Source organism: Nonomuraea sp. LP-02, assembly GCF_036289125.1.
GTDB classification, from domain to species: Bacteria; Actinomycetota; Actinomycetes; order Streptosporangiales; family Streptosporangiaceae; genus Nonomuraea; species Nonomuraea bangladeshensis.
In genome coordinates this window covers 6,437,467-6,458,462 of the sequence record NZ_JAXCLK010000001.1, presented here as the reverse complement: position 1 = coordinate 6,458,462, position 20,996 = coordinate 6,437,467, and the positions used below count along the sequence as shown (strand labels likewise).

Below are 20,996 nucleotides of genomic sequence, written 5' to 3'. Positions count from 1 at the left end.
GGATGGCCGGACCGTCGTCCACCTTCGAGTCCCACCGGGGTTGGCTGGCCCGAAATGGGCGTGTCGCGACAGCAAATTCCCGGCACCGGCACACCATCGGTTGAAAGGATGGCCATCGTGACCCAGACCCCCCTGAACCCCGGTGATTCGCCGTTGGTACGAGAGGCGCTCAGCTCAGTGGTTTCACGTGAAACATCCGCAACCCCGACGGCAGCTCAGGCTGGAGACGGGCCCGGCGCGGGCGACGCCGGCTGGCCCCGCCCGGCGAAGACGCGGGTGATCGCGGTGGCCAACCAGAAGGGCGGCGTCGGCAAGACCACCACGTCGGTGAACATCGCGGCCGCGCTCTCGATGCACGGCCAGCGGGTGCTCGTGGTGGACCTGGACCCGCAGGGCAACGCCTCCACCGCCCTTGCCACCGAGCACCGTGGTGATGTGCCGGACGTCTATCAGGTGCTGGTGGACGACCTGCCCATGGCGGACATCGTCAAGCAGGTGCCCGAGATGCCCAACCTCTACTGCGCACCCGCCACCATCGACCTCGCCGGGGCCGAGATCGAGCTGGTGTCGCTGGTCGCGCGGGAGGCGCGGCTGCGGCGGGCGCTGGCGGCGTACGACGACATCGAGCTGGACTACATCATCATCGACTGCCCGCCGTCGCTCGGCCTGCTCACCGTCAACGCGCTGGTGGCCGCGGAAGAGGTCATGATCCCCATCCAGTGCGAGTACTACGCGCTGGAGGGGCTCGGCCAGCTCCTCCGGAACGTCGACCTCATCAAGGCCCACCTGAACCCGACGCTGCGGCTGTCCACGATCGTCCTGACGATGTACGACGGGCGGACGCGCCTCGCGTCGCAGGTGGCGGAGGAGGTGCGGTCCCACTTCGGGGAGACGGTGCTGAACACGGTGATCCCGCGGAGCGTGCGGCTGTCGGAGGCGCCCAGCTATGGGCAGTCGGTGATGACGTACGATCCGGGGTCGAGTGGGGCGATGGCTTACATGGACGCGGCTCGGGAGATCGCCTACCGCGCCACGGTCGCCTGAGGGCCCTGCCCCCTGCTTTTGAGCTGGTTCGGGGTAGGTGTGCGTCGGGCCGCCTGTTCCCGGGGTGGGTCGGCGTCCTGTGGTTGGGCGCGGCATGGGTTGGCGACAGGTGGTCGGGCAGCGCTGGCGGCTGGGCTCGACGCCACTGGGCTCGACACGGCTGGCGGGGCACGGTTGAGCTTGGCGGCTTCGGAACCTCTGCTCGGCAGCAGCTGTTGCTCGGTCGGTGTTCGACGCCGGTTCAGTCGAAGCGGCGTGCGCTCGGAGGAGTCAGCGCCGTGCGGGCGCAGGTCTCAGGTCGCTGATGCTGGTCGGGCATGCCGGTGACGCGCTGGGGGTGTGAGAGGGCCATCTCACGGAAGCGCTGATGCCTCCTGCGCGGCAACGGCGGCGGGGATGGTGGCGATGATGGCTGCCTGCGGCACCGGGCGCGGTGCTTCACTGGTGGGTGCGGGTGGGGTCGTGATGCCCAGCCTTGGTCGCGGCGTGCATCGCCTATCGTCGTCTACGGGTCTGCCTGGTGTCGGGGCGGTGGCAGCGGCGAAGTGGATCCGCCTGCCGACTGATGGGCGCGGGCTTTGATGGTCGCGGCGTAAACGAGCGGCAAGAGCCACGAGCGCGGCAAGAGCCACGAGCGCGGCAAGAGCCACGAGCGCGGCAAGAGCCACGAGCAGGGCACGGCACGCGGCTGCGATGGCGGCTGTGAGCTACGGAGTTGACGAGTGCGGCAGTGCGATTCTGGTGGCGGCGTCCTGCAGGCGTTCCTCTGCAAGGGCGGCCCTTGATCTGGGTGCTGTTGATCGAGGGGATCCGCTCATCCTGGAGCGACCGACTTCGCGCCGATCACTCTTCTCCGTTCCTTCGTAGGCGCACGGTGGGGGAGCGGCGCGGGGACGGGCAGGGTTGGGCGAGTTTGTGGGTGTGTTGGGGCAAATCCGCCGGACGGTGTGTGGCGAGGAGGCACTCGGCGACGCTCGCAACGGTAACCTCTCCTGAGGTGACCGGAATCGGTTGGGTGGATGAGGAGACGCAGTGAGTCAGCAGCGGCGGGGATTGGGCAAGGGGCTCGGGGCGCTCATCCCGACCGGTCCCATTGTTGACGGCCCCGGGATGGCGACGGCGACCGCCCCGGCCAATGGCAACGGCACGCCCACGGCGGGCGAGGCCGGCCCCAAGCCGATCGCTGGAGCGTACTTCAAGGAGATCGCGCTCGAGGCGATTGTCCCCAACCCGCGTCAGCCGCGTGACATCTTCGACCAGGAGAAGCTGGAGGACCTGGCCGCGTCCATCCGTGAAGTGGGGCTGCTGCAGCCGATCGTGGTCCGGCCGGTCGGTGGCGGTCAGTACGAGCTCATCATGGGGGAGCGACGCTGGCGGGCATGTCAGAAGGTGGGGCTCGATCCGGTGCCCGCGATCGTCCGCAACACGCAGGACACAGACCTTCTCCGTGATGCCCTCATCGAGAACCTGCAACGGGAGCAGCTGAACGCGCTCGAAGAGGCGGCGGCGTACCAACAACTGCTTGACGACTTCCAGGCGACGCACGAGCAGCTGGCCGCGAAGGTGGGTCGCTCGCGCTCGCACATCACCAACACCCTTCGGCTCTTGAACCTGCCGCCGGAAGTCCAGCCCAAGATCGCCGCCGGTCTCATCAGCGCCGGGCATGCCCGCGCGTTGCTCGGGCTCAGCTCGGCCGAGGAGCAGATCACCCTGGCCAAGCGGATCATTGCGGAGCTCCTGTCGGTGCGGGCGGTGGAGGAGATCGTCGCCATGGGGAGCGCCAAGGCGGCGAAGGGGCCGACGCGGGAGCGTCCGGTCGCCAAGCCCACCGCCCCCGGTCTCACCCACCTCGCCGACCGGCTCTCCGATCACTTCGAGACGAAGGTGAAGGTGGACCTCGGCCGGAGGAAGGGACGGATCGTGGTCGAGTTTGCGACGATCGACGATCTGGAGCGGATCATCGGGACGATGGCTCCGGAGGCGGTCCGGGCGATGCGCGAGGCGGAGGAGTAAGGACGCCGCCACTTATATCTGTCGCTGTTTCACGTGAAACAGCGCGGCCGTCAGCCCCGGCTACCGATGCGTTCGGAAGCCGGGGCTGACGGCTTTTCCGGATGAGCCGCGGGTGGGGCTGACGATTGTCGGGTTGGGTTGAGGGTGGGAGGGAGGGGCTGGTTTCACGTGAAACAGCGACGGCTGCCTTCCGAGTAGTAGCTTTTCGGCGCGGACGGCGCGGACGGCGCGGACGGCGCGGACGGCGCGGACGGCGCGGACGGCGCGGACGGCGCGGACGGCGCGGACGGCGCGGACGGCGCGGACGGCGCGGACGGCGCGGACGGCGCGGACGGCGCGGACGGCGCGGACGGCGCGGACGGCGCGGACGGCGCGGACGGCGCGGACGGCGCGGACGGCGCGGACGGCGCGGACGGCGCGGACGGCGCGGACGGCGCGGACGGCGCGGACGGCGCGGACGGCGCGGACGGCGCGGACGCGCGGACGGCGCGGACGGCGCGGACGGCGCGGACGGCGCGGACGGCGCGGACGGCGCGGACGGCGCGGACGGCGCGGACGGCGCGGACGGCGCGGACGGCGCGGACGGCGCGGACGGCGCGGACGGCGCGGACGGCGCGGACGGCGCGGACGGCGCGGACGGCGCGGACGGCGCGGACGGCGCGGACGGCGCGGACGGCGCGGACGGCGCGGACGGCGCGGACGGCGCGGACGGCGCGGACGGCGCGGACGGCGCGGACGGCGCGGACGGCGCGGACGGCGCGGACGGCGCGGACGGCGCGGACGGCGCGGACGGCGCGGACGGCGCGGACGGCGCGGACGGCGCGGACGGCGCGGACGGCGCGGACGGCGCGGACGGCGCGGACGGCGCGGACGGCGCGGACGGCGCGGACGGCGCGGACGGCGCGGACGGCGCGGACGGCGCGGACGGCGCGGACGGCGCGGACGGCGCGGACGGCGCGGACGGCGCGGACGGCGCGGACGGCGCGGACGGCGCGGACGGCGCGCGGTGTGTTGTGCGGCGGTCCGCGCGGCACAGGCGGTCTGCGCGACGCCTCCAAGGCAGGTTGGCCCGCGCGACACAGGGCGAGTCGCAAGCGGGAACGGCGCTGGCCACTTGTGACACGACGGTCGTCAGCCCCGGCTCTCGATGCGTTCGGGAACTAGGGCGACGGCTTCTCGGGGGAGGGAAGGGCTGGTTTCACGTGAAACAGAGGCGGCTGCCTTCCGAGTAGCAGTCTTTCGGCATGGGCGGCGGCGCAGGGCGGGGGGCGGTGTGTGAGGCGCAAGGCTGCGCTCGGGGCGCAGGGGCGACAGGAGGGCAGGGGGGGCGGTACAGGGCGGTTCGCGAGACAGGGCGAGTCGCAGCGGGAAAAGGGCTGGCTACTTGTGGCACGACGGTCGTCAGCCGCGGCTCTCGATGCGTTCGGGAACTGGGGCTGACGGCTGTCGGGGGAGGGAGGGGCTGGTTTCACGTGAAACAGAGGTGGCTGGCTCCCAAGCTCGTGAATCTTCGGAGTCGCGTGGGACAGGACGGCTGACGCGGCACGAAGCGGGGCGCGCGAGTGAAGGGTGGCTGGTTTCACGTGAAACATGGGCGGGAGTTCGCGGGGAACCAGCCGGGTGTGGTTCAGAGGGTGCTGGCGGCCTTATGGAGGTCGGCGAGGAAGTCGTCGACGTGTTCCGGGGTGGTGTCGAAGGCGGTCATCCAGCGGACGATGCCGGTCGGCTCGTCCCAGTAGTGGAAGAGGTAGCGGGCCCGGAGGGTTTCCGCGACGGCGTGTGGAAGCTGGGCGAAGACGGCGTTGGACTCGACGGGGTAGGCGAGGGACGTTCCGGGGACGTCCGCGAGACCGGCGGCCAGGCGGGTGGCCATCTGGTTGGCGTGGTGGGCGTTGCGGTGCCAGAGGTCGTCCGAGAGCAGGGCGGTGAGCTGGGCGGAGATGAAGCGCATCTTGGAGGCGAGCTGAAGGGACTGCCGCCGGAGGAAGGGCACGGCGTCGGCGAGGGACGGGTCGAGGACGACCACGGCCTCGGCGGCGAGCGCGCCGTTCTTGGTGCCGCCGAAGCTGAAGACGTCCACGCCGACGTCGGCGGTGATGGCCTTCAGGTCGCAGCCGAGATGGGCGGCGGCGTTCGCCAGCCGGGCGCCGTCCATGTGGAGGCGTAGGCCGGCGGCGTGCGCCGTCTCGGCGAGGGCGGCGATCTCGTTGGGGGAGTAGCACGTGCCGAGCTCCGTCACCTGCGAGATGGAGACGACCGCCGGCTGCGACTCGTGCGGATTGCCGAGGCCGTGCAGGCGGGACTCGATGTCGGCCGGGCGGAGCTTGCCGTGCGAGGTGGGGACCGTCATCAGCTTCACGCCGAGCAGGCGTTCGGCGGCGCCGCTCTCGTGGGTCGCGATGTGCGCGCTGTCGGCGCAGACGACGGCGTCGTAGCGGCGGGGGAGGGTGAGGGCCAGGCCCACCATGTTCGCGCCCGCGCCGTTGAGCACCGCGAAGCCCTCCGCCGTCGGGCCGAACACCTCCTTGACCCTCTCCGCGAAGGCGGCGGTCCAGGTGTCGTCGCCGTAGGCGGGGGCGTCTCCCTGGTTCGCCGCCGCCATGGCTTCGAGGATGTCCGGGTGGACGCCCGCGTGGTTGTCGCTGGCAAAGCTCTTGGGGTACATCGGATCGATCAGCACACCGTAAGGCTACGACCCGGGTCAGGCGCGGGCGCGGGCGGCGGCGTTCTGGAGGAGGGCGCGGCAGAGGTCGCCGAGGTCCTGGCCGGCCGCCTCGGCGGCCATCGGGAGCAGCGAGGTCTCCGTCATCCCCGGCGCCACGTTGACCTCCAGGAAGTGCGGGACGTCGTCGGCGTCCACGATGAGGTCCGTACGGGAGATGTCCCGCAGGCCGAGCGCGGTGTGGGCGGTGACGGCGGTCTCGGCGCACGCGGCCGCGGCGGCGGGGGACAGGCGGGCCGGGGCGAAGAACTCGGTGTGTCCGGCGGTGTAGCGGGCCGCGTAGTCGTAGACGCCCTTGTCGGGGACGATCTCGACGGCGGGAAGGGCGACCGGGCCGTTGCCGACGTCCACGACCGAGACGGCGACCTCCACGCCGTCGACGTAGCGCTCGATGAGGGCGGTGTCGCCGTAGGCGAAGCAGCCGACCATCGCGGCGGGCAGTTCCTCGGCGGTGCGGACGATGGAGGCGCCCAACGCGGAGCCGCCCCGCGCCGGCTTGACGAACAGGGGCAGGCCGAGCCGCTCGATGATCCGGCCGAGCACGACCGTGGCGCCGAGATCGTGGAAGGTCTCCTTTGGCAGCGTGACCGACTCCGGTGTGCGCAGGCCGACGGAGCGGACGACTGCCTTGGCGGTGGGCTTGTCGTAGGCCACCCGGCAGGCGTCGGGGTCGGCGCCCACGTAGGGGACGTCGAGGAGTTCGAGCACGGAGCGGATGGCGCCGTCCTCGCCGGCGCCGCCGTGCAGGGTGACGAACACCGCGTCCGGCGGATCGGCGAGGACCGAGGGCACGAGGGAGGCGTCGGTGTCGCGGGTCTCGACGTCGACGCCCGAGGTGCGCAGCACCTCGCTGACCCGGCGGCCCGAGCGCAGGGACACCTCCCGCTCGTAGGAGAGGCCTCCGGCCAGCACCAGCACGTGGCCCAACTCGCTCATCACTTCTCCTCTGCTGACAGAACGCTGTCCGAGCGTACCGGCGTGAGGGGCGAATGGTGTACGTGAGGCGGCCGGGCGGAGCCCCATACGGCCCGGCGCGGGTGGCCGGGCCGGACGGGAGGGGTCAGGCGAGGTCGGGGCCGGGCGTGTCGACGCCGCTGTGCTCGCGTACGGAGCCGGTGCCGAACGTGTCGCGCAGCTGCATCTCCTGCTCGATCACCCCGGCGAGCCGGCGTACGCCTTCGCGGATCCGGTCGGGCTCCGGGTAGCAGTAGGACAGGCGCATGTGCCGCGCCCCGCTGCCGTCGGAGAAGAAGCCGGTGCCGGGGACGAACGCCACGCGCTCGGCCACGGCCCGCGGCAGGATGGCCTTCGAGTCGAGCCCTTCGGGAAGGGTGGCCCAGACGAAGAAGCCGCCGCCCGGCCGGGTCCAGGTGACCTCGGGCGGCATCAGCGACTCCAGGGCGTCGAGGAGCGCGTCGCGGCGTTCGCGGTAGAGCTCGCGGAACGTCTTGATCTGCTCCCGCCACGGCTGCGTGGCGAGGTATTGGCCGACCGCGAGCTGCGTGAACGACGAGTGCGACAGCACCGCCGACTCCATGGCGAGCACGAGCTTGTCGCGGATCGCGTGCGGGGCGAGCGCCCAGCCGACCCGGAAGCCCGGGGCCAGCGTCTTGGAGAACGAGCCCAGGTAGACGACCCCGTCGGCGTTGTCGGCCCGCAGCGCGGGCATGGGCTCGCCGTCGAAGCCGAGCAGCCCGTACGGGTTGTCCTCGATGATCAGCACCCCGGCCCGCTGGCAGATGTCGAGCACCTGCTGGCGGCGGGCGATGTTGAGGGTGACGCCGGCCGGGTTCTGGAAGTTGGGGATCGTGTAGAGGAACTTGATGGGCGCGCCGGCGGTCTCCAGCGCGTAGATGGTCTGGGCCAGGGACTCGGGCACGATGCCCTGATCGTCCATGGCGATATGGACCACCTTGGCCTGATAGGCGGAGAACGTGCCCAGCGCCCCCACGTACGAGGGGCCCTCGGCGAGCACCACGTCGCCCGGGTCGATGAAGATGCGGGTGATCAGGTCGAGTGCCTGCTGCGAACCCACGGTGACGACCACGTCGTCCGCCGCGGCCTGGATCCCCTCAAGGCGCATGACGTCGCAGATCTGCTCGCGCAGATGCGGGTCGCCCTGGCCGGAGCCGTACTGGAGCGCGACCGGGCCGCGCCGGGTGACGAGCTCGGAGACGAGCTCGCCGACCATGTCGAGGGGAAGGGCGGTGACGTACGGCATGCCGCCCGCGAGCGAGACCACCTCGGGCCTCGACGCGACGGCGAAAAGAGCTCGGATCTCGGAGGCGACCATCCCGGTAGCTCGCGCGGCGTACCGATCGACGTAGGCGTCGATGCGCGACCCTTGGGTCGGCGCTGGTGTCTGACCGTGATCAAGCTCTTCCGTCACGGCCCACCTCCTAGGTGTCATATCGGGCGGAAATACCAGATTACGCCAGCCGGACATGTCGTACGTGACGGGGCTACGCCGTCGTGGTGTCCGCTGACGTTCTCTTCACTGAGCTACGATGCCACCTGTGGACGCGGTTTTCGCGCGCTTTTCCGGGTCAACGATAGGGGCGGTAGTTGTCGCGCCGGCTGGTCAACATAACCCTGGACAATCTTGAAGATCTACCGCGGCGGTGCCGGCGGTGCGTGTTCTGGGAGCTCGACCCGATGAGCGGGGAGCGCGCGGTGGACTCCGGGGATCCGGGGCTGGAGAAGGAGGCCTGGCTCTCCGCCACGCTGCTGGAATGGGGGAGCTGCGGCAAGATCGCGTACGTCGACGGCGTGCCTGCCGGGTTCGTGCTCTACAGCCCGCCGCTCTACACGCCGCGATCGGTGGCGTTCCCCACCTCGCCGGTGAGCGCGGACGCGGTGCTGCTGATGACGGCGCACATCATTCCGGAGTTCTCCGGCGGTGGGCTGGGGCGGATGCTCATCCAGGGGATGGCCAAGGATCTGACGCGGCGCGGGGTGAAAGCCATCGAGGCGTTCGGGGATCTCAAGTGGGAAGAACCTAGTTGCGTGGTTCCTGCCGAGTATCTGCTTTCTGTGGGATTTAAGACTGTTCGTCCGCATTTGCGTTTTCCGCGGTTGCGGCTCGAACTGAAGAACGCGGTGTCGTGGCGGGAGGACGTCGAGGTCGCGCTGGAGCGGCTGCTCGGGTCCATGAGCCCCGAACGGGCCCTGCGCCCCGTGTGACGGCCCGCCGCGCGGCGGGGGACCCACGGGAGGTCCCGAGGGAGCACGGGCCTGCTGGGGCCCGTCCAGAGGCGCAGAGGGAAGCAGGAGAGCCCCCCGCGTAGTCGCGGGAGGCTCTTTCGCTGGGCGAAGCGCGCCACTAGAGGCGATCGTCCGGACCGCCGGAGGATGCGGCCTAGATGACGCCGTCGAGCTCGCGCAGCAGCATGGCCTTCGGCTTGGCGCCGATGATCTGCTTGACGACCTCACCACCCTTGTAGACGTTCATCGTCGGGATCTGGAGCACACCGTACTGGCGCGGAACCTCGGGGTTCTCGTCGATGTTGAGCTTGACGATCTCCAGCTTGTCGCCGTGCTCCTTGGCGATCTCCTCAAGGATGGGCGAGACCTGACGGCACGGGCCGCACCATTCCGCCCAGAAGTCGACGAGCACGGGCTTGTCGCTGTTGAGGACCTCGGCTTCGAACGTGGCGTCGGTGACTGCCTTCACGGTGCGCTCCTTACTTGTCGTTGTCGGCGAGCCAGCGCTCGGAGTCGAGCGAGGCCGCACAGCCGGTGCCGGCCGCGGTGATGGCCTGGCGGTAGGTGTGGTCGACGACGTCACCCGCGGCGAACACGCCGGGGATGTTGGTCGCCGTGCTGGGGGAGGCGACCTTGATGTAGCCGTTCTCGTCCAGGTCGATCTGGCCCTTGACCAGGTCGGTGCGCGGGTCGTGGCCGATCGCGAGGAACAGCGCGTCGGTGGCCAGCTCGCACTCCTCGCCGGTCTTGACGTTGCGCAGCTTCACGGCCTCCACCTTGGTGTCGCCGAGCACGTCGACGACCTCGGAGTCCCAGACGAAACGGATCTTGTCATTGCCGAGCGCGCGGTCCTGCATGATCTTGCTGGCCCGCAGCTCGTCGCGCCGGTGGACCACGGTGACCATGCGCCCGAACCGGGTGAGGAACGTGGCCTCCTCCATCGCCGTGTCGCCGCCGCCGACGACCACGATGTCCTTGTTGCGGAAGAAGAACCCGTCACAGGTGGCGCACCAGGACACGCCGTGGCCGGACAGGCGCTTCTCGTTCTCGAGGCCGAGCTCGCGGTAGCCGGAGCCCATCGCCAGGATGACGGACTTGGCGTAGTAGGTGTCGGTGTGTGTCTTGACGACCTTGGGCTCGGCCGTCAGGTCCACCTCGACCACGTCGTCCGCGACCAGTTCGGCGCCGAAGCGCTCGGCCTGCTTGCGCAGGTTGTCCATGAGGTCGGGCCCCATGATGCCGTCGGGGAACCCGGGGAAGTTCTCCACGTCGGTGGTGTTCATGAGCGCGCCGCCGGCGGTGACGGAGCCCTCGAAGACCAGGGGCTTGAGCTCGGCGCGCGCGGAGTAGACGGCCGCGGTGTAGCCTGCTGGCCCGGATCCAATGATGATCACGTTACGAACGTCGCTCAACGCTCCACGCCTTCCTCGTCTGCAGTTGCACCGGCGTCAACAGATCCTAGGCTGCCCTGATTCCCCTCCCTACCCGCCACCCTGCCGCGGGCTCCACGAATCGCGCGCCGACCTGCGGGGGGACTTCGTTGCGCGTACTTTTCCACAGGCTGTGCACAGGACAAAAAGGAAGAGCCCGCCGAAGCGGGCTCTTCACGACGCACACGTACGAGAACTACCAGCGCCCGAGGGCCGCCTTACGCAGGTTCTTGCAGTTGAACGGGTCGACGATGTCGATGCGGATCTTCTTGGCCGCCCGGTCCTTCCAGGAGACGACGACGAGCGCCTCCTGCCCGTTGTACTGCCCCTGGTCGGCCGCGAAGGTCTCCAGACCGTTGCGCTCGCCCACCTTGCCGACGCACTTGGCCGCCTGGTTGGCGGCGGCGTTGTCGCTGCCCAGCGGCTGCTGCGCCTGCGCGAAACCGAAGAACTGCTCCATCGGCTGGCGGAGGGCGTAGTCGCTGTAGTTGTAGCCGCTGTCGGTCAGTTTGTACGCCGACGCCGCCAGCGGGCTCTTCGCCACGTCGGTGGACGGCAGCGCGACCGGCGCGGAGCCGCCCGGCGAGCCGCCGGAGGCGAGCAGGTTGGTCGAGACCACCGCCGTGCCGACCACGGCCGCGGCCGCTGCGGCGGCCACCGCGGGCAGCGCCCACCGGCGCCTCCTGGCCGAGCGTGTCCTGGCGGGGACGATGGTGCCGTCGTCGGAGACCACCCCGAGGCGTACCGGCTCCGGGACGTCCGCCGTGGAGCCGTTGACCGAGCCCACGGGCTCGGGGACCGCCATCGGCCGCTCCCAGGGGGCGTCCCGCATGAGCTCGTCCCAGTCCGGTGGCTCCGCGAGACCGACGCCGCCGCGCCCGGTCTCGGCCTCGGCCGCCAGGGCCTTGTCGATGCGCAGTGCGACGCCCATCGGCATGGCCGGTGTGGGGGTCGCCGCGAGCACCTCGCGAACCGCCGCCAGGTCGGCCAGCAGCTCCCCGCAGGGGTCGCAGACCGCGAGATGTTCGCGGACCTGGCGTGCCTCGGCAGCGTCCAGGAGACCCTCGGCCAGCTCGGCGAGAGTTTCCAGTTCGTAGTGCGTATCACCCGTCACGAAGTTCTGCTCCCTTCGCGGATGAGACGCGGTTGAGGTCTGATCGGTTCCGCAGATGCGAAAGAATTGGGGCAAGTTTCGCGCGCCCACGGGCGCACCGGCTCTTCACGGTGCCGCTCGGCACCTCCAGCACCTGAGCTGCGTCTTCGACCGAATAGCCCATCATGTCGACGAGCACAAGGGCCGCGCGCTGGTCGGCGGGCAGCAGTTTCAGAGCGGCCGAAACCTCCATGGAGACCTCGCGCTCCAGGGTCTGGTCCGGCAGCGGCGTCTCGCGCTCGGCGGCCTCGATGAGCTCGTCGTCGGCCACCGGCCGGACGGACTTGCGCCGCATGCGGTCGAGACAGGCGTTGACCACGATGCGGTGCAGCCAGGTGGTGACGGCGGCCTCGCCGCGGAACGTGGCGGCCTTGCGATAGGCGGAGACGAAGGCGTCCTGCACGGCGTCGGCGGCCTCGTCCGGGTCACCGAGCGTGCGCAGGGCGACCGCCCACATGCGGTCGCGGTGCCGTTTGACGATCTCGCTGAAGGCGTGAGGATCCCCGTTGATGTGCGCGGTCAGCAGGTCGGCGTCCGTGACCGCGGGCCGATCCGCTGCTGAAGGTGTCTCGGGTGGGGAGTTCACAAGAGAGTTTCCTGATTATGCCGATCCGGGAGAGTGCACCACTACTTCATAGATGGTGCCATGAAACTTGCCTGCATCTGCCGGAACACGGGTAAACCAGATCAAAACGTACTGCCCGGTTGCGGGTTGATCGGGCTTCAACGTGGTCTTGCCCGAGGCGTCCTTCGCCGTCGCGACCGTCTTCAGCGAGCCGAGCTCGGGCGAGTCGCCCACCTTCAGCTCCACGCTCGCGCCCGAGTTGCCCAGCGTCGCCACCACGTCACTGACCTGCACGGACTTGCCCATGTCGAGCAGCAGGCCGACGCCCTTCTTGAGGTTGCCGAGCTCGGGGCTGCTGTAGCCCTCGGTCTCCCAGTACGTGCTCGGCTTGCCGTCGATCGCCAGCCCGGCCTTGTCCGACTTCTCGTCGCCGTCGCCGAGCGGGTCGAAGCCCTTGGCCTTGGCCGGCTTGACCGTCTGCACCGGCGTCGAGGAGGAGCTGGTGGCGCTCGGCGTGGTCGGCTGGGCCTCGGGCTCGGTGCCGCTGCCGAGGCTGCGGCCGATCGTCCACGCTCCCACGCCGACCGCGGCGATGACCAGCAGCACCACGATCGTCATGAGCACCCGGTTGAGCGCGCTGCCGCCGCCCTGCGGCCGCCGCGGCGCGGGAGGCAGCGGCGCGACCGTGGTCTGGTTGCGGCGGCCGACGTCGAGGCCCTCGGTGTGCGAGGCGGAGGCCACCGCGGGCGTGCTCGGGTAGGGGATCGGGATCGGCATCGGGCGGGCCACGCCGGCCAGCGCCTCGGTGATCTCCGCCGGGCTGGACAGCGCGCCCTGGCCCTTGCGCGACTCGGGCAGGCAGGCCCGCACCGTGACGGTGTCGAGGTAGCCGGGCACGCCGGCGGTGACCTGGCGCGGCGTGCAGAAGTGGCCGTCCATCATGGGGGCGGCGGGCAGGCCGCCCTCCTCCTCGTCGCCCGGCCAGTGGCCGGTCAGGCCCGCGTACAGCAGCCGGCCGAGGCCCTCGGCGTCGTCGAGCGCCGGCTGGTCGGTGGTCAGGCCGTACATCGCGGCGTCGACGGCCACGCCGAGCACCTTGACGGTGTTGCCGGTCGTCCACACCAGGTGGGCCGGGCGCAGGCACAGGTGGTAGAGGCGGGCCTCGTGGGCGTGCGCCAGGGCCTCGGCGGCCTCGGCCACCAGCCCGGCCGCCCGCTCGGGGTCCAGCGGCCCGTTGGCCAGCAGGTCGGTCAGCGACTCGCCGGTGACCCACTCGCTGACGACGTAGGCGTGCTTGTCGTCCTCGGCGGCGTCGAAGACCTGCGTCAGGCGCGGGTCGGTGAGCCGGCTCGCCGCGCGGGCGGCCGTCACGACCTCGTGCACGCGCGGGAAGTCGGGCGCGAACGTGTGCACGGCCACCGGCCGCGCGAGGATCTCGTCGATGGCCTTCCACAGCGTCGCGCCGTCGGACTCGCTGACGCGGTCCTCGAGCCGGAAGCGCTCGGCGAGACGGGTGCCGGGGGCGACGGCCGACGTGCTCACAGGCTCACTCCGCTAGGCCGATCGGACATGGTTGGACTCGCCCGCGTGGTGGTGTCCCACGAAGGCACGCTATGCCGGGTGGATCCGCCCACGCCCCTCCTGCTTCCATTCGCGCGTGTCGGGCTCCATCGTAGTGCCGAGTTTCTTTACCGACCTACCCGTCGCGCGACCATCCCAACGATCGAGTTGACCTCCGGTATGCGCATTCTGTGAGCCACACCGAGGTAGAGCACCAGACCGAGCCCGCCGCCGACCGCCAGGACGATGAGCGAACTGACGAAACGCAGCCCGCCGAACGCCTCCGTGACCCCCCAGACGGCGGCCAGGGCCAGCACGGCGGTGGGCAGCGAGGCGAGGTACATCCGGGTCATCGCCATGCCGACCGTCCACCCGTCGAGGCCGCCCACCCGGCGGCTGGCCAGCATCCAGGCGAGCAGCGCGCCCAGCCCGTACGCGATCGCGTACGCCAGCGCCAGCCCCATGACCGCGTACTCGGGCGGCAGCAGCAGGTAGAACACCACCATCAGCCCCGCGTTGACCGCGGTCGTCCCGGCTCCGACGTAGACCGGCGTCCGCGTGTCGCCGAAGCTGTAGAAGACCCGCAGCAGGAGCTGGAAGACCGCGAACGGCACCAGCGCCAGCCCGTACACCTGCAGCACGTTGCCGATGTAGACGGCGTCGGACGCGCTGTTGGCGCCGTGGCCGTAGATGGGCACGGTGATCGCCGGCCCCAGCACCATGAGCAGCAGCGACACCGGCACCATCAGCGCGCAGATGAGCCGCACGCTGGAGCCGAACTCCTCGCGCACGTCGGCGAGCCTGCCCTCGCCGACGGCCCGGCTCATGCGCGGCAGCATGGCCGTGATGACCGAGACGCCGACGACGCCGTACGGGAGCTGGAAGAGCTGGAAGGCCAGCGTGTAGGGGCTGATGCCGTGGCCGGGCACCTGGTCGCCCGCCGAGGACGACAGGTTGGTGGTCAGCAGGAAGCCGAGCTGGGTGACGATGACGTAGCCGATCGTCCAGACGCCGGCCTTGCCCATCTCGCCCAGGCGGGCGTTGCGCAGGTCGAAGCGGGGCAGGAAGGAGAACCCGGCCCGGCGCAGCGCGATGATCAGCACCACCGCCTGGGCCACGATGCCGGCCGTGGTGCCGAGCCCGAGCAGCGCCAGGTCGGCGGTGGTGACCGCGTCGATGTTGTCGCGCGCCTGGCTGACCAGCGCGTACGTGACGAACACGCAGATCACGACCAGGTTGTTGATCACCGGCGCCCACATCGGCGCCCCGAACCGGTCACGCGTGTTGAGTATCGCGCCCGCGACCGCGCCGATGCCGAAGAAGGCGAGCTGCGGCAGGATGAACCGGGCCAGCATGACGCCGACCTCGTACTTCGGGCTGCCCGGCGCCCAGTCGGTGTAGAGGTCGATGAGCAGCGGCGCGGCCAGCACGGCCAGCACCGCGACGACGGTCAGCGCCATCGTCGCGACGGTCAGCAGCCGCTGCTCGTAGGCCCGGCCGCCGTCGGGGTCCTGCTGCTGCGCCCGCACGATCATCGGCACCACGACGCTGCTGAGCACGCCCAGCAGCAGCAGGTCGAGGATGCTGTACGGGATCGCGTACGCGGCGTTGTAGGAGTCGCCCAGTGCCGCCGTGCCGATGGCGTAGGCGAGCACCATGGTGCGTACGAACCCGGTGACCCGGGACACCATCGTCCCGGCCGCCATCAAGGCGCTGGCCCGCAGCATGCGGCTCATTCGGTCTCACTCTCCCGATTTCCTGGCGGACGCCGCGCGCCTGCGCTCCGCCCTGCGCCGTACCACCCGCGTGACCACGGCCGCCAGCATGACGGTGAGCCCCGCGCCCACGATCACCGAGGCGATGCCGGTGTAGCCGGTGGTGCGGATGGTGAGGCGTTGCGGCTTGCCGTAGGCCTTGCCGTCGGCGGTCCTGAGCTGGACGGTCACCGTGGCGTCGCCGCTGGTGCCCGGCGTGGCGTTCATCGGCACCTGGACCGTGCCGCTCTGCCCGGCGCCGATGGACAGCGGTTCGTCCTGCTGGAAGGTGACCTGCAGCAGTTTCTGGTCGTCGGATCGCACGTCGACGTAGAGCCTGATCTCGGCGCCGCTGGAGTTCTTGACGCTGATGGGGACGAAGCCGTTGTTGCCCGCCAGGGTGCGCGGCCGGTCGGGCCCCGCGCCGGTGATCTGGACGCGGTCCACGCGCTCGGTCACGGCCTTGCTCACCGCGTTGGTCACCGAACGGCCCATGCGGGTGCTGTTGCGCCAGGCCGAGGAGGCGGTGCGCAGCACGGCGGCGTCGAACGTGGACTGCGTACGTGTGGCCGCGATCAGGGCGGTGAGCTGGGCCCGCTCCGCGGTCTCCTTCACCGGCGCCAGGTATTTGCCGCTCAGCTCCTCGCGGCGGTTCTGGTCGGTGTAGGTCAGGCCGGCGCGCGGGACGGACGACTTGCCCGGTTTGATCGTCTCCAGCGAGGTGAGCTGCAGCCAGGGCAGCTGCTTCGCGGTCTTGAGCAGGCCGGTGACGAGCGCGGGGTTGGGGTCCCAGCGCCGCGACGGGGCGACGACCAGCGACCTCGGCAGGGTCTGGCCCGGCTCGGCGGCGATCATCGCGGTCTCGGCGATGAACCGCTGCGTGCTGAGCAGCAGGGACGTGCTGGTCTCCGGCTCGAACAGGCGGCTCAGCCCGGGGTCGGCGACCAGCGCGGTCACCGGGCCCCCGACCGAGTCGAGGGTCGTGGCGGCGTCGGGCGTGACCGTGAGCTGCTGCGCCGGCGGCAGGTTGGCGGCGTCGAGCAGGACCGTGTCGACCTTGTCGTCGCTGACCGAGAGCAGGTCGAGCGCGTCGGGGTCGAGCAGGCCCCCGGCCGGCCAGTTGATCGTCGTCTTGACGTCGCGGCCGAGCAGTTCCTTGGCCTTCTTGCCGCCGAGCGCGATCGCCCTGTTGGGCTGGTCGTCGAGGCCCTGGTGGGCGAGCGCGGTGAGGTCGGGGTCGGCGTACGGGACCGCGACGACGGGGGCGGCGGCGAGGGCGGTGCGCAGCTCCTGCAGCCACTGTCCGGCCGCGGGGTTGGCGGGCCGGCTCTGCTCGCCGTCCTTGGTCTTGACCTTGTAGCCCTTGACCATGGTGTTGAGGTCGTCGAGCAGCGAGGGGTCGACGAACCACGTCACGTTGCTGGGCGCGGACTGGGCGATGCGGAGCAGGTCGGCGAGGCGGCCCTTGCCGGCGATGGCCTGGCTCAGCTTGTCGTCGACGAACACGGGGTCGTCGGTGGCCCGGTGAGGGTGGTCGATGACCGGCAGGGCGACGGCGAGCCTGGTGCGCGGCAGCTTCTGCGGGGTCGGCGGCGCGTACGTGAGGAAGGTGCGCTCGGCCTGGAGCGGCACGCGGTATTGGGCCACGTCGACGGCGATCTTGTAGACGCCGAACTCGCGCAGGCCGAGCTGCACCGGCGTGGCCTGGATCTCCCAGCGGACGGTGCCGCCGGCGGCGAGCGGCTGCAGGTCCATGTAGGAGTTACGGGTGGAGACGTTGACCGGCAGCGTCGCGGTGGACTGGTCGCTCATGTAGGCGTCCATGGCGGCCCGGTCGGGCAGTTTCTGGGCGTCGTAGCGCAGGCGCACCTGGAGTCCGGCCATGTCGGCGCCGGTGTCGTTGCGTACCGTGCCGCTGATCTTGATGATGTCGGTCGGGGAGCGCGGCACCGCGGGCGTGATGGCGGTGATGGCGACGGAGAGGGTCTGCCTGCTGGTCTGAACGCTCGTGGCAGCCGTGCTCGGCGCCGCCGCCAGGGTGGGGGCGAGCAACGCGGCGGACAGCACGGCGAGCAGCGCGGTCTTACGGATCACGCGGCTGCCCGGGCTGGAGTACGACGACGCACGCCCGCAATGGTACGGGCTCAGTGCCGCCGCGTGACCGCCGCACGTGATCCTCTTGGCCCCGCCAGGCGGAGGTCGACCATCTTGCCTGGCAGGAGAGTCAGCAGGTCGAGCGCACGAATGCGGAGCGCCGTGTGACGCTCGCCGGTGGCGGTGAAGATCGGCCCCGTGCCGGCGCTCAACCGGTCGTCGACGAGCAGCGTCAGGGACTTCGGCAGCAGCAGCGGGCAGACCAGGCCGTGCGCGTAGTCGGTGGCGGAGTTGACGACGTGGGCCGGCGCCGGGCGCACCCGGCGCGCGCCGAGCAGGTCGCCCACGGCTCCGGGCCGCGGGCCGGCGGACACCGGGGAGGCGACCGCCACGACGGCCTCGCCGCCGACCCTGGTGGCCACCTCGAACACCGTGACCATCAGGCATCGTCCGGGGGCCGCGGAGAGCGCCCCCGGAAGCTCTTCCGCGCGAGCCAAGGGGCGCGGAAGGCGTACGATCTCATGATGGACCTGGTGGGCGAGGAGCCAGCGGTGGATCGCGAGGGCGTCCTTCATGTAGACCTCCTAGCCTCGTTGCCATGGCCCCCGACGGTCCCTTGACCGACGGTAACCCGGACCTCATGTGGCTCGGGGGATATGTTCCGGATGACGAAGGACCGACCCGGTTGTGGTGGATGCAACTTTGACCGAAGGCCAGCGGCGGGCGATGACCGACCTGTTCCGCAAGATCGCCCCGGTGGCCGACGAGCTCGGCCGCCTGTTCGCCGCGCAAGGGCACGAGCTGGCCCTGGTGGGCGGCCCGGTGCGCGACCTCCTGCTCGGCCGGGTCGGCAACGACCTCGACCTCACGACCGACGCGCGCCCCGAGCGGGTGCTGGAGCTCGTCCGTGACTGGGCCGACTCGGTGTGGACGATCGGCATCGACTTCGGCACCGTCGGCCTGCGCAAGGGCAGTTGGCTGATCGAGATCACCACCTACCGCAGCGAGTCGTACGACCCGAAGTCGCGCAAGCCCGAGGTCATGTACGGCGAGACGCTGCAGGCCGACCTGGAGCGGCGCGACTTCGCGGTCAACGCGATGGCCGTGCGCCTGCCCGGGCACGAGTTCGTCGACCCCTACGGCGGGCTCGACGACCTGGCCGCGAAGGTGATGCGCACCCCCGGCCCGCCCGAGCGCTCGTTCGGCGACGACCCGCTGCGGATGCTGCGCGCGGCCAGGTTCGCCTCGCAGCTCGGCTTCGCCGTCGATCCCGCCGCGCTGGCAGCGATGACCGCGATGGCCGAGCGGATCGAGATCGTCTCCGCCGAGCGCATCCGCGACGAGCTGGACAAGCTGATCTGCGGCGCCAACCCCCGCGAGGGGCTGCGGCTGCTGGTCGAGACCGGCCTCGCCGCCCACGTGCTGCCCGAGCTGCCGAGGCTCCGCCTGGAGATCGACGAGCACCACCGGCACAAGGACGTCTACGAGCACACGCTGACCGTGCTCGACCAGGCCATCGCCCAGGAGGAGGACGGCAAGGCCGACCGCATCCTGCGCTGGGCGGCGATCATGCACGACATCGGCAAGCCCAAGACGCGCCGGCACGAGCCGGGCGGCCGGGTGTCGTTCCACCACCACGAGGTGGTCGGCGCGCAGCTCACCAAGAAGCGCATGAGCGAGCTGAAGTTCCCCAAGGATGTCGTGGCCGACGTCTCCCGGCTGGTCGAGCTGCACCTGCGCTTCCACGGCTACGGCAGCGGCGAGTGGACCGACAGCGCGGTGCGCCGCTACGTCCGCGACGCCGGTCACCTGCTCTCCCGGCTGCACAAGCTGACCAGGGCCGACTGCACCACGCGCAACAAGCGCAAGGCGGCCGCGCTCTCGCGCACCTACGACCACCTGGAGGAGCGCATCGAGCGGCTGGCCGAGGAGGAGGAGCTGGCCAAGATCCGGCCCGAGCTCGACGGCAACGAGATCCAGCGGGTGCTGGGCGTCGGGCCGGGGCCGGTCGTGGGCAAGGCCTACAAGTTCCTGCTCGACCTCAGGCTCGACAAGGGCGTGATCGGCAAGGAGGCCGCGACCGAGGCGCTCCTGGAGTGGTCGAGGTCGGCCGACAGTGGGTCAGGCCAGCTCCGCCCGTGAGCGCGCGGCGATCGCCCGGTAGGCGAGCGCCGCGAGCGGATAGCCCACCGCCATGATCGCCACCGCGAGGTACGACTTGCCGTCGGCCGGCAGGATGGCCGCCGACAGGGCCGCGGCGAGCACGTACATCCCGTTGAAGAGCATGTCGTAGATGGAGAACGCGCGGCCTCGATAGATGTCCTCGACGTCGCGCTGCACGGTGGTGTCGGCGCAGATCTTCACGCTCTGCCCGGCCACCCCCAGCACGAACCCGGCGGCGGCGAGGCCCCACTCCTGGAACGGCAGCACCAGCACCGCGGTGAGCACGCCGGCCGCGGTCAGCGCGATCGGCACCCAGCGCTCGATGGTGAACCGCTCGGTCGCGTAGGGGGTGATGAGCACCGCCACGAAGTAGCCGACGCCGGAGGTGGCCACGACCAGGCCGATGCCTTTGAGCGCGGCGTCGGGGTCGCCGTCGGTGAAGTAGTAGCGGTAGAGGATGATGCCGAGGGCGGTCGCGATGCCGTAGAAGAAACGGTGGGCGGCCATCGCGCCCATGGTGCCGGCCGCGATCCGGTGGCCGATCAGGTGCCGCGCGCCGTCGGCCAGGCCGACCACGACGTTGCTGAGCGCCTCGCGGGCCTGCGGCCGGTCGGGGTCGGGCCAGGGGCCGAGCAGCATGCGGTCCATGCGGCGGGCGATCAGCGAGCTCAGCGCGAACACCACGCCGGAGACGACCAGCAGCACCGCCACGCCGGTGTCGTCGCCGCCGACCAGCGCGCGCAGCAGGAAGCCGACGCCCACGCCGACGAACGTGACCACCGTGCCCGAGGTCGGCACGACGGCGTTGGCCGAGAGCAGCCGCTCGGTCGGCACGACGTGGGGGAGCGAGGCGCCGAGCGCGGCCAGGAAGAACCGGTTGACCGCGAGCACGGCCAGCGCCGCCGCGTAGAAGGCGGGGTCGGGCGCGTCGGCGGCGACCAGCCAGGCCGCCACCAGCAGCAGCGCGCCGCGCGCCACGGGCGCGAGCACCAGGACCTGCCGCCGCGGCCACCGGTCGATGAACACGCCGACGAACGGCCCGAGCAGGCTGTAGGGCAGCAGCAGCACCGCGAGCCCCGCCGCCACCTGCAACGCGGTGGTCTTGCTCTCGGGGCTGAAGAAGGCGAACCCGGTCACCGCGAACTGGAAGATCCCGTCGGAGAACTGGGAGACCAGCCGCGTGCCGAACAGATGCCTGAAGTCTCTGCCCCGGAGGACCACGCGGAGATCGGCGACGAAGGACACGCCGTCAGCCTAGCCAAGCCCGCGCCGGTCCCGACGCCCGAGAGGCGGG

General features: G+C 71.0%; 17 protein-coding genes. 4 read left to right on the top strand and 13 right to left on the bottom strand.

Translation table 11 applies throughout. The annotated features are described in order from the left end of the window. Positions 1-108: 108 nt before the first annotated feature. Both SMD20_RS30375 and SMD20_RS30370 read left to right on the top strand, forming a co-directional pair. Positions 109-1,044 carry a ParA family protein gene (locus SMD20_RS30375; RefSeq protein WP_329587893.1) on the top strand — a complete coding sequence of 312 codons (936 nt, stop codon included), beginning with the start codon at positions 109-111 and terminating at the stop codon, positions 1,042-1,044. 1,032 nt (positions 1,045-2,076) lie between these two features. Continuing rightward, positions 2,077-3,057, top strand: a complete 981-nt coding sequence (locus SMD20_RS30370) for a ParB/RepB/Spo0J family partition protein (RefSeq protein ID WP_329587891.1) — start codon at positions 2,077-2,079, stop codon at positions 3,055-3,057. A gap of 164 nt (positions 3,058-3,221) precedes the next feature. On the opposite strand, the gene SMD20_RS30365 is transcribed toward SMD20_RS30370, so the two are convergent. The 4 genes from SMD20_RS30365 to SMD20_RS30350 all read right to left on the bottom strand — a co-directional run bounded on the left by SMD20_RS30365 (position 3,222) and on the right by SMD20_RS30350 (position 8,189). Further along, positions 3,222-4,091: a DUF4573 domain-containing protein gene (locus tag SMD20_RS30365; protein ID WP_329587888.1), complete on the bottom strand. Its 870-nt coding sequence runs from the start codon at positions 4,089-4,091 to the stop codon at positions 3,222-3,224. A gap of 593 nt (positions 4,092-4,684) precedes the next feature. After that, complete coding sequence (locus tag SMD20_RS30360) at positions 4,685-5,737, bottom strand: threonine aldolase family protein (RefSeq protein ID WP_329587886.1); 1,053 nt, start codon at positions 5,735-5,737, stop codon at positions 4,685-4,687. Between the two features lie 21 nt (positions 5,738-5,758). Next, positions 5,759-6,715, bottom strand: coding sequence for a D-alanine--D-alanine ligase family protein (locus tag SMD20_RS30355; RefSeq protein WP_329587883.1), 957 nt, complete (start codon positions 6,713-6,715; stop codon positions 5,759-5,761). Between the two features lie 124 nt (positions 6,716-6,839). Continuing rightward, positions 6,840-8,189, bottom strand: coding sequence for an aminotransferase-like domain-containing protein (locus tag SMD20_RS30350; RefSeq protein ID WP_442942522.1), 1,350 nt, complete (start codon positions 8,187-8,189; stop codon positions 6,840-6,842). A 224-nt stretch (positions 8,190-8,413) separates the two neighbouring features. Here SMD20_RS30350 and SMD20_RS30345 point away from each other — a divergent pair, with 224 nt between their 5' ends. Continuing rightward, the gene (locus SMD20_RS30345; RefSeq protein ID WP_442942521.1) at positions 8,414-8,962 is read left to right on the top strand and encodes a GNAT family N-acetyltransferase; all 549 of its coding nucleotides are present in this window, start codon (positions 8,414-8,416) and stop codon (positions 8,960-8,962) included. A gap of 175 nt (positions 8,963-9,137) precedes the next feature. Here SMD20_RS30345 and trxA read toward each other — a convergent pair whose 3' ends face one another. From trxA to SMD20_RS30305, 8 genes are all read right to left on the bottom strand, one after another. Further along, the gene (gene trxA / locus SMD20_RS30340; protein WP_020543069.1) at positions 9,138-9,452 is read right to left on the bottom strand and encodes a thioredoxin; all 315 of its coding nucleotides are present in this window, start codon (positions 9,450-9,452) and stop codon (positions 9,138-9,140) included. A gap of 10 nt (positions 9,453-9,462) precedes the next feature. Then, entirely contained in the window at positions 9,463-10,395 is a 933-nt protein-coding gene (trxB, locus tag SMD20_RS30335) for a thioredoxin-disulfide reductase (protein ID WP_329587878.1), read from the bottom strand. Between the two features lie 214 nt (positions 10,396-10,609). Continuing rightward, positions 10,610-11,527: an anti-sigma factor family protein gene (locus SMD20_RS30330; protein ID WP_329587875.1), complete on the bottom strand. Its 918-nt coding sequence runs from the start codon at positions 11,525-11,527 to the stop codon at positions 10,610-10,612. Continuing rightward, the gene (gene sigM, locus SMD20_RS30325; protein ID WP_091088316.1) at positions 11,517-12,152 is read right to left on the bottom strand and encodes an RNA polymerase sigma factor SigM; all 636 of its coding nucleotides are present in this window, start codon (positions 12,150-12,152) and stop codon (positions 11,517-11,519) included. Before sigM ends, SMD20_RS30330 begins: the two co-directional genes overlap by 11 nt. A 15-nt stretch (positions 12,153-12,167) precedes the next feature. Next, complete coding sequence (locus SMD20_RS30320; RefSeq protein WP_329587869.1) at positions 12,168-13,673, bottom strand: protein kinase family protein; 1,506 nt, start codon at positions 13,671-13,673, stop codon at positions 12,168-12,170. Positions 13,674-13,819: 146 nt separating this feature from the next. After that, positions 13,820-15,427, bottom strand: a complete 1,608-nt coding sequence (gene murJ / locus SMD20_RS30315; RefSeq protein ID WP_329587866.1) for a murein biosynthesis integral membrane protein MurJ — start codon at positions 15,425-15,427, stop codon at positions 13,820-13,822. Between the two features lie 6 nt (positions 15,428-15,433). Next, positions 15,434-17,539 (bottom strand): DUF6049 family protein, encoded by a 2,106-nt coding sequence (locus SMD20_RS30310; RefSeq protein ID WP_329587863.1) that lies wholly within the window; start codon positions 17,537-17,539, stop codon positions 15,434-15,436. A gap of 50 nt (positions 17,540-17,589) precedes the next feature. Then, positions 17,590-18,114: an aminoacyl-tRNA deacylase gene (locus SMD20_RS30305; RefSeq protein ID WP_329587860.1), complete on the bottom strand. Its 525-nt coding sequence runs from the start codon at positions 18,112-18,114 to the stop codon at positions 17,590-17,592. Positions 18,115-18,265: 151 nt separating this feature from the next. On the opposite strand from SMD20_RS30305, the gene SMD20_RS30300 reads away from it, so the two are divergent. Beyond that, entirely contained in the window at positions 18,266-19,681 is a 1,416-nt protein-coding gene (locus SMD20_RS30300) for a CCA tRNA nucleotidyltransferase (RefSeq protein WP_329592720.1), read from the top strand. On the opposite strand, the gene SMD20_RS30295 is transcribed toward SMD20_RS30300, so the two are convergent. Further along, positions 19,661-20,947 (bottom strand): MFS transporter, encoded by a 1,287-nt coding sequence (locus SMD20_RS30295; protein WP_329587857.1) that lies wholly within the window; start codon positions 20,945-20,947, stop codon positions 19,661-19,663. The genes SMD20_RS30300 and SMD20_RS30295 overlap by 21 nt on opposite strands. Positions 20,948-20,996 lie beyond the last annotated feature (49 nt).

Excerpts from the sequence above, each read along its gene's own strand:
- SMD20_RS30375 (WP_329587893.1), top strand. The coding sequence starts at position 109 with ATGGCCATCGTGACCCAGACCCCCCTGAACCCCGGTGATTCGCCGTTG.
- SMD20_RS30355 (WP_329587883.1), bottom strand. The coding sequence starts at position 6,715 with ATGAGCGAGTTGGGCCACGTGCTGGTGCTGGCCGGAGGCCTCTCCTAC.
- SMD20_RS30350 (WP_442942522.1), bottom strand. The coding sequence starts at position 8,189 with ATGACACCTAGGAGGTGGGCCGTGACGGAAGAGCTTGATCACGGTCAG.
- murJ (WP_329587866.1), bottom strand. The coding sequence starts at position 15,427 with ATGAGCCGCATGCTGCGGGCCAGCGCCTTGATGGCGGCCGGGACGATG.
- SMD20_RS30305 (WP_329587860.1), bottom strand. The coding sequence starts at position 18,114 with ATGAAGGACGCCCTCGCGATCCACCGCTGGCTCCTCGCCCACCAGGTC.
- SMD20_RS30300 (WP_329592720.1), top strand. The coding sequence starts at position 18,266 with ATGACCGACCTGTTCCGCAAGATCGCCCCGGTGGCCGACGAGCTCGGC.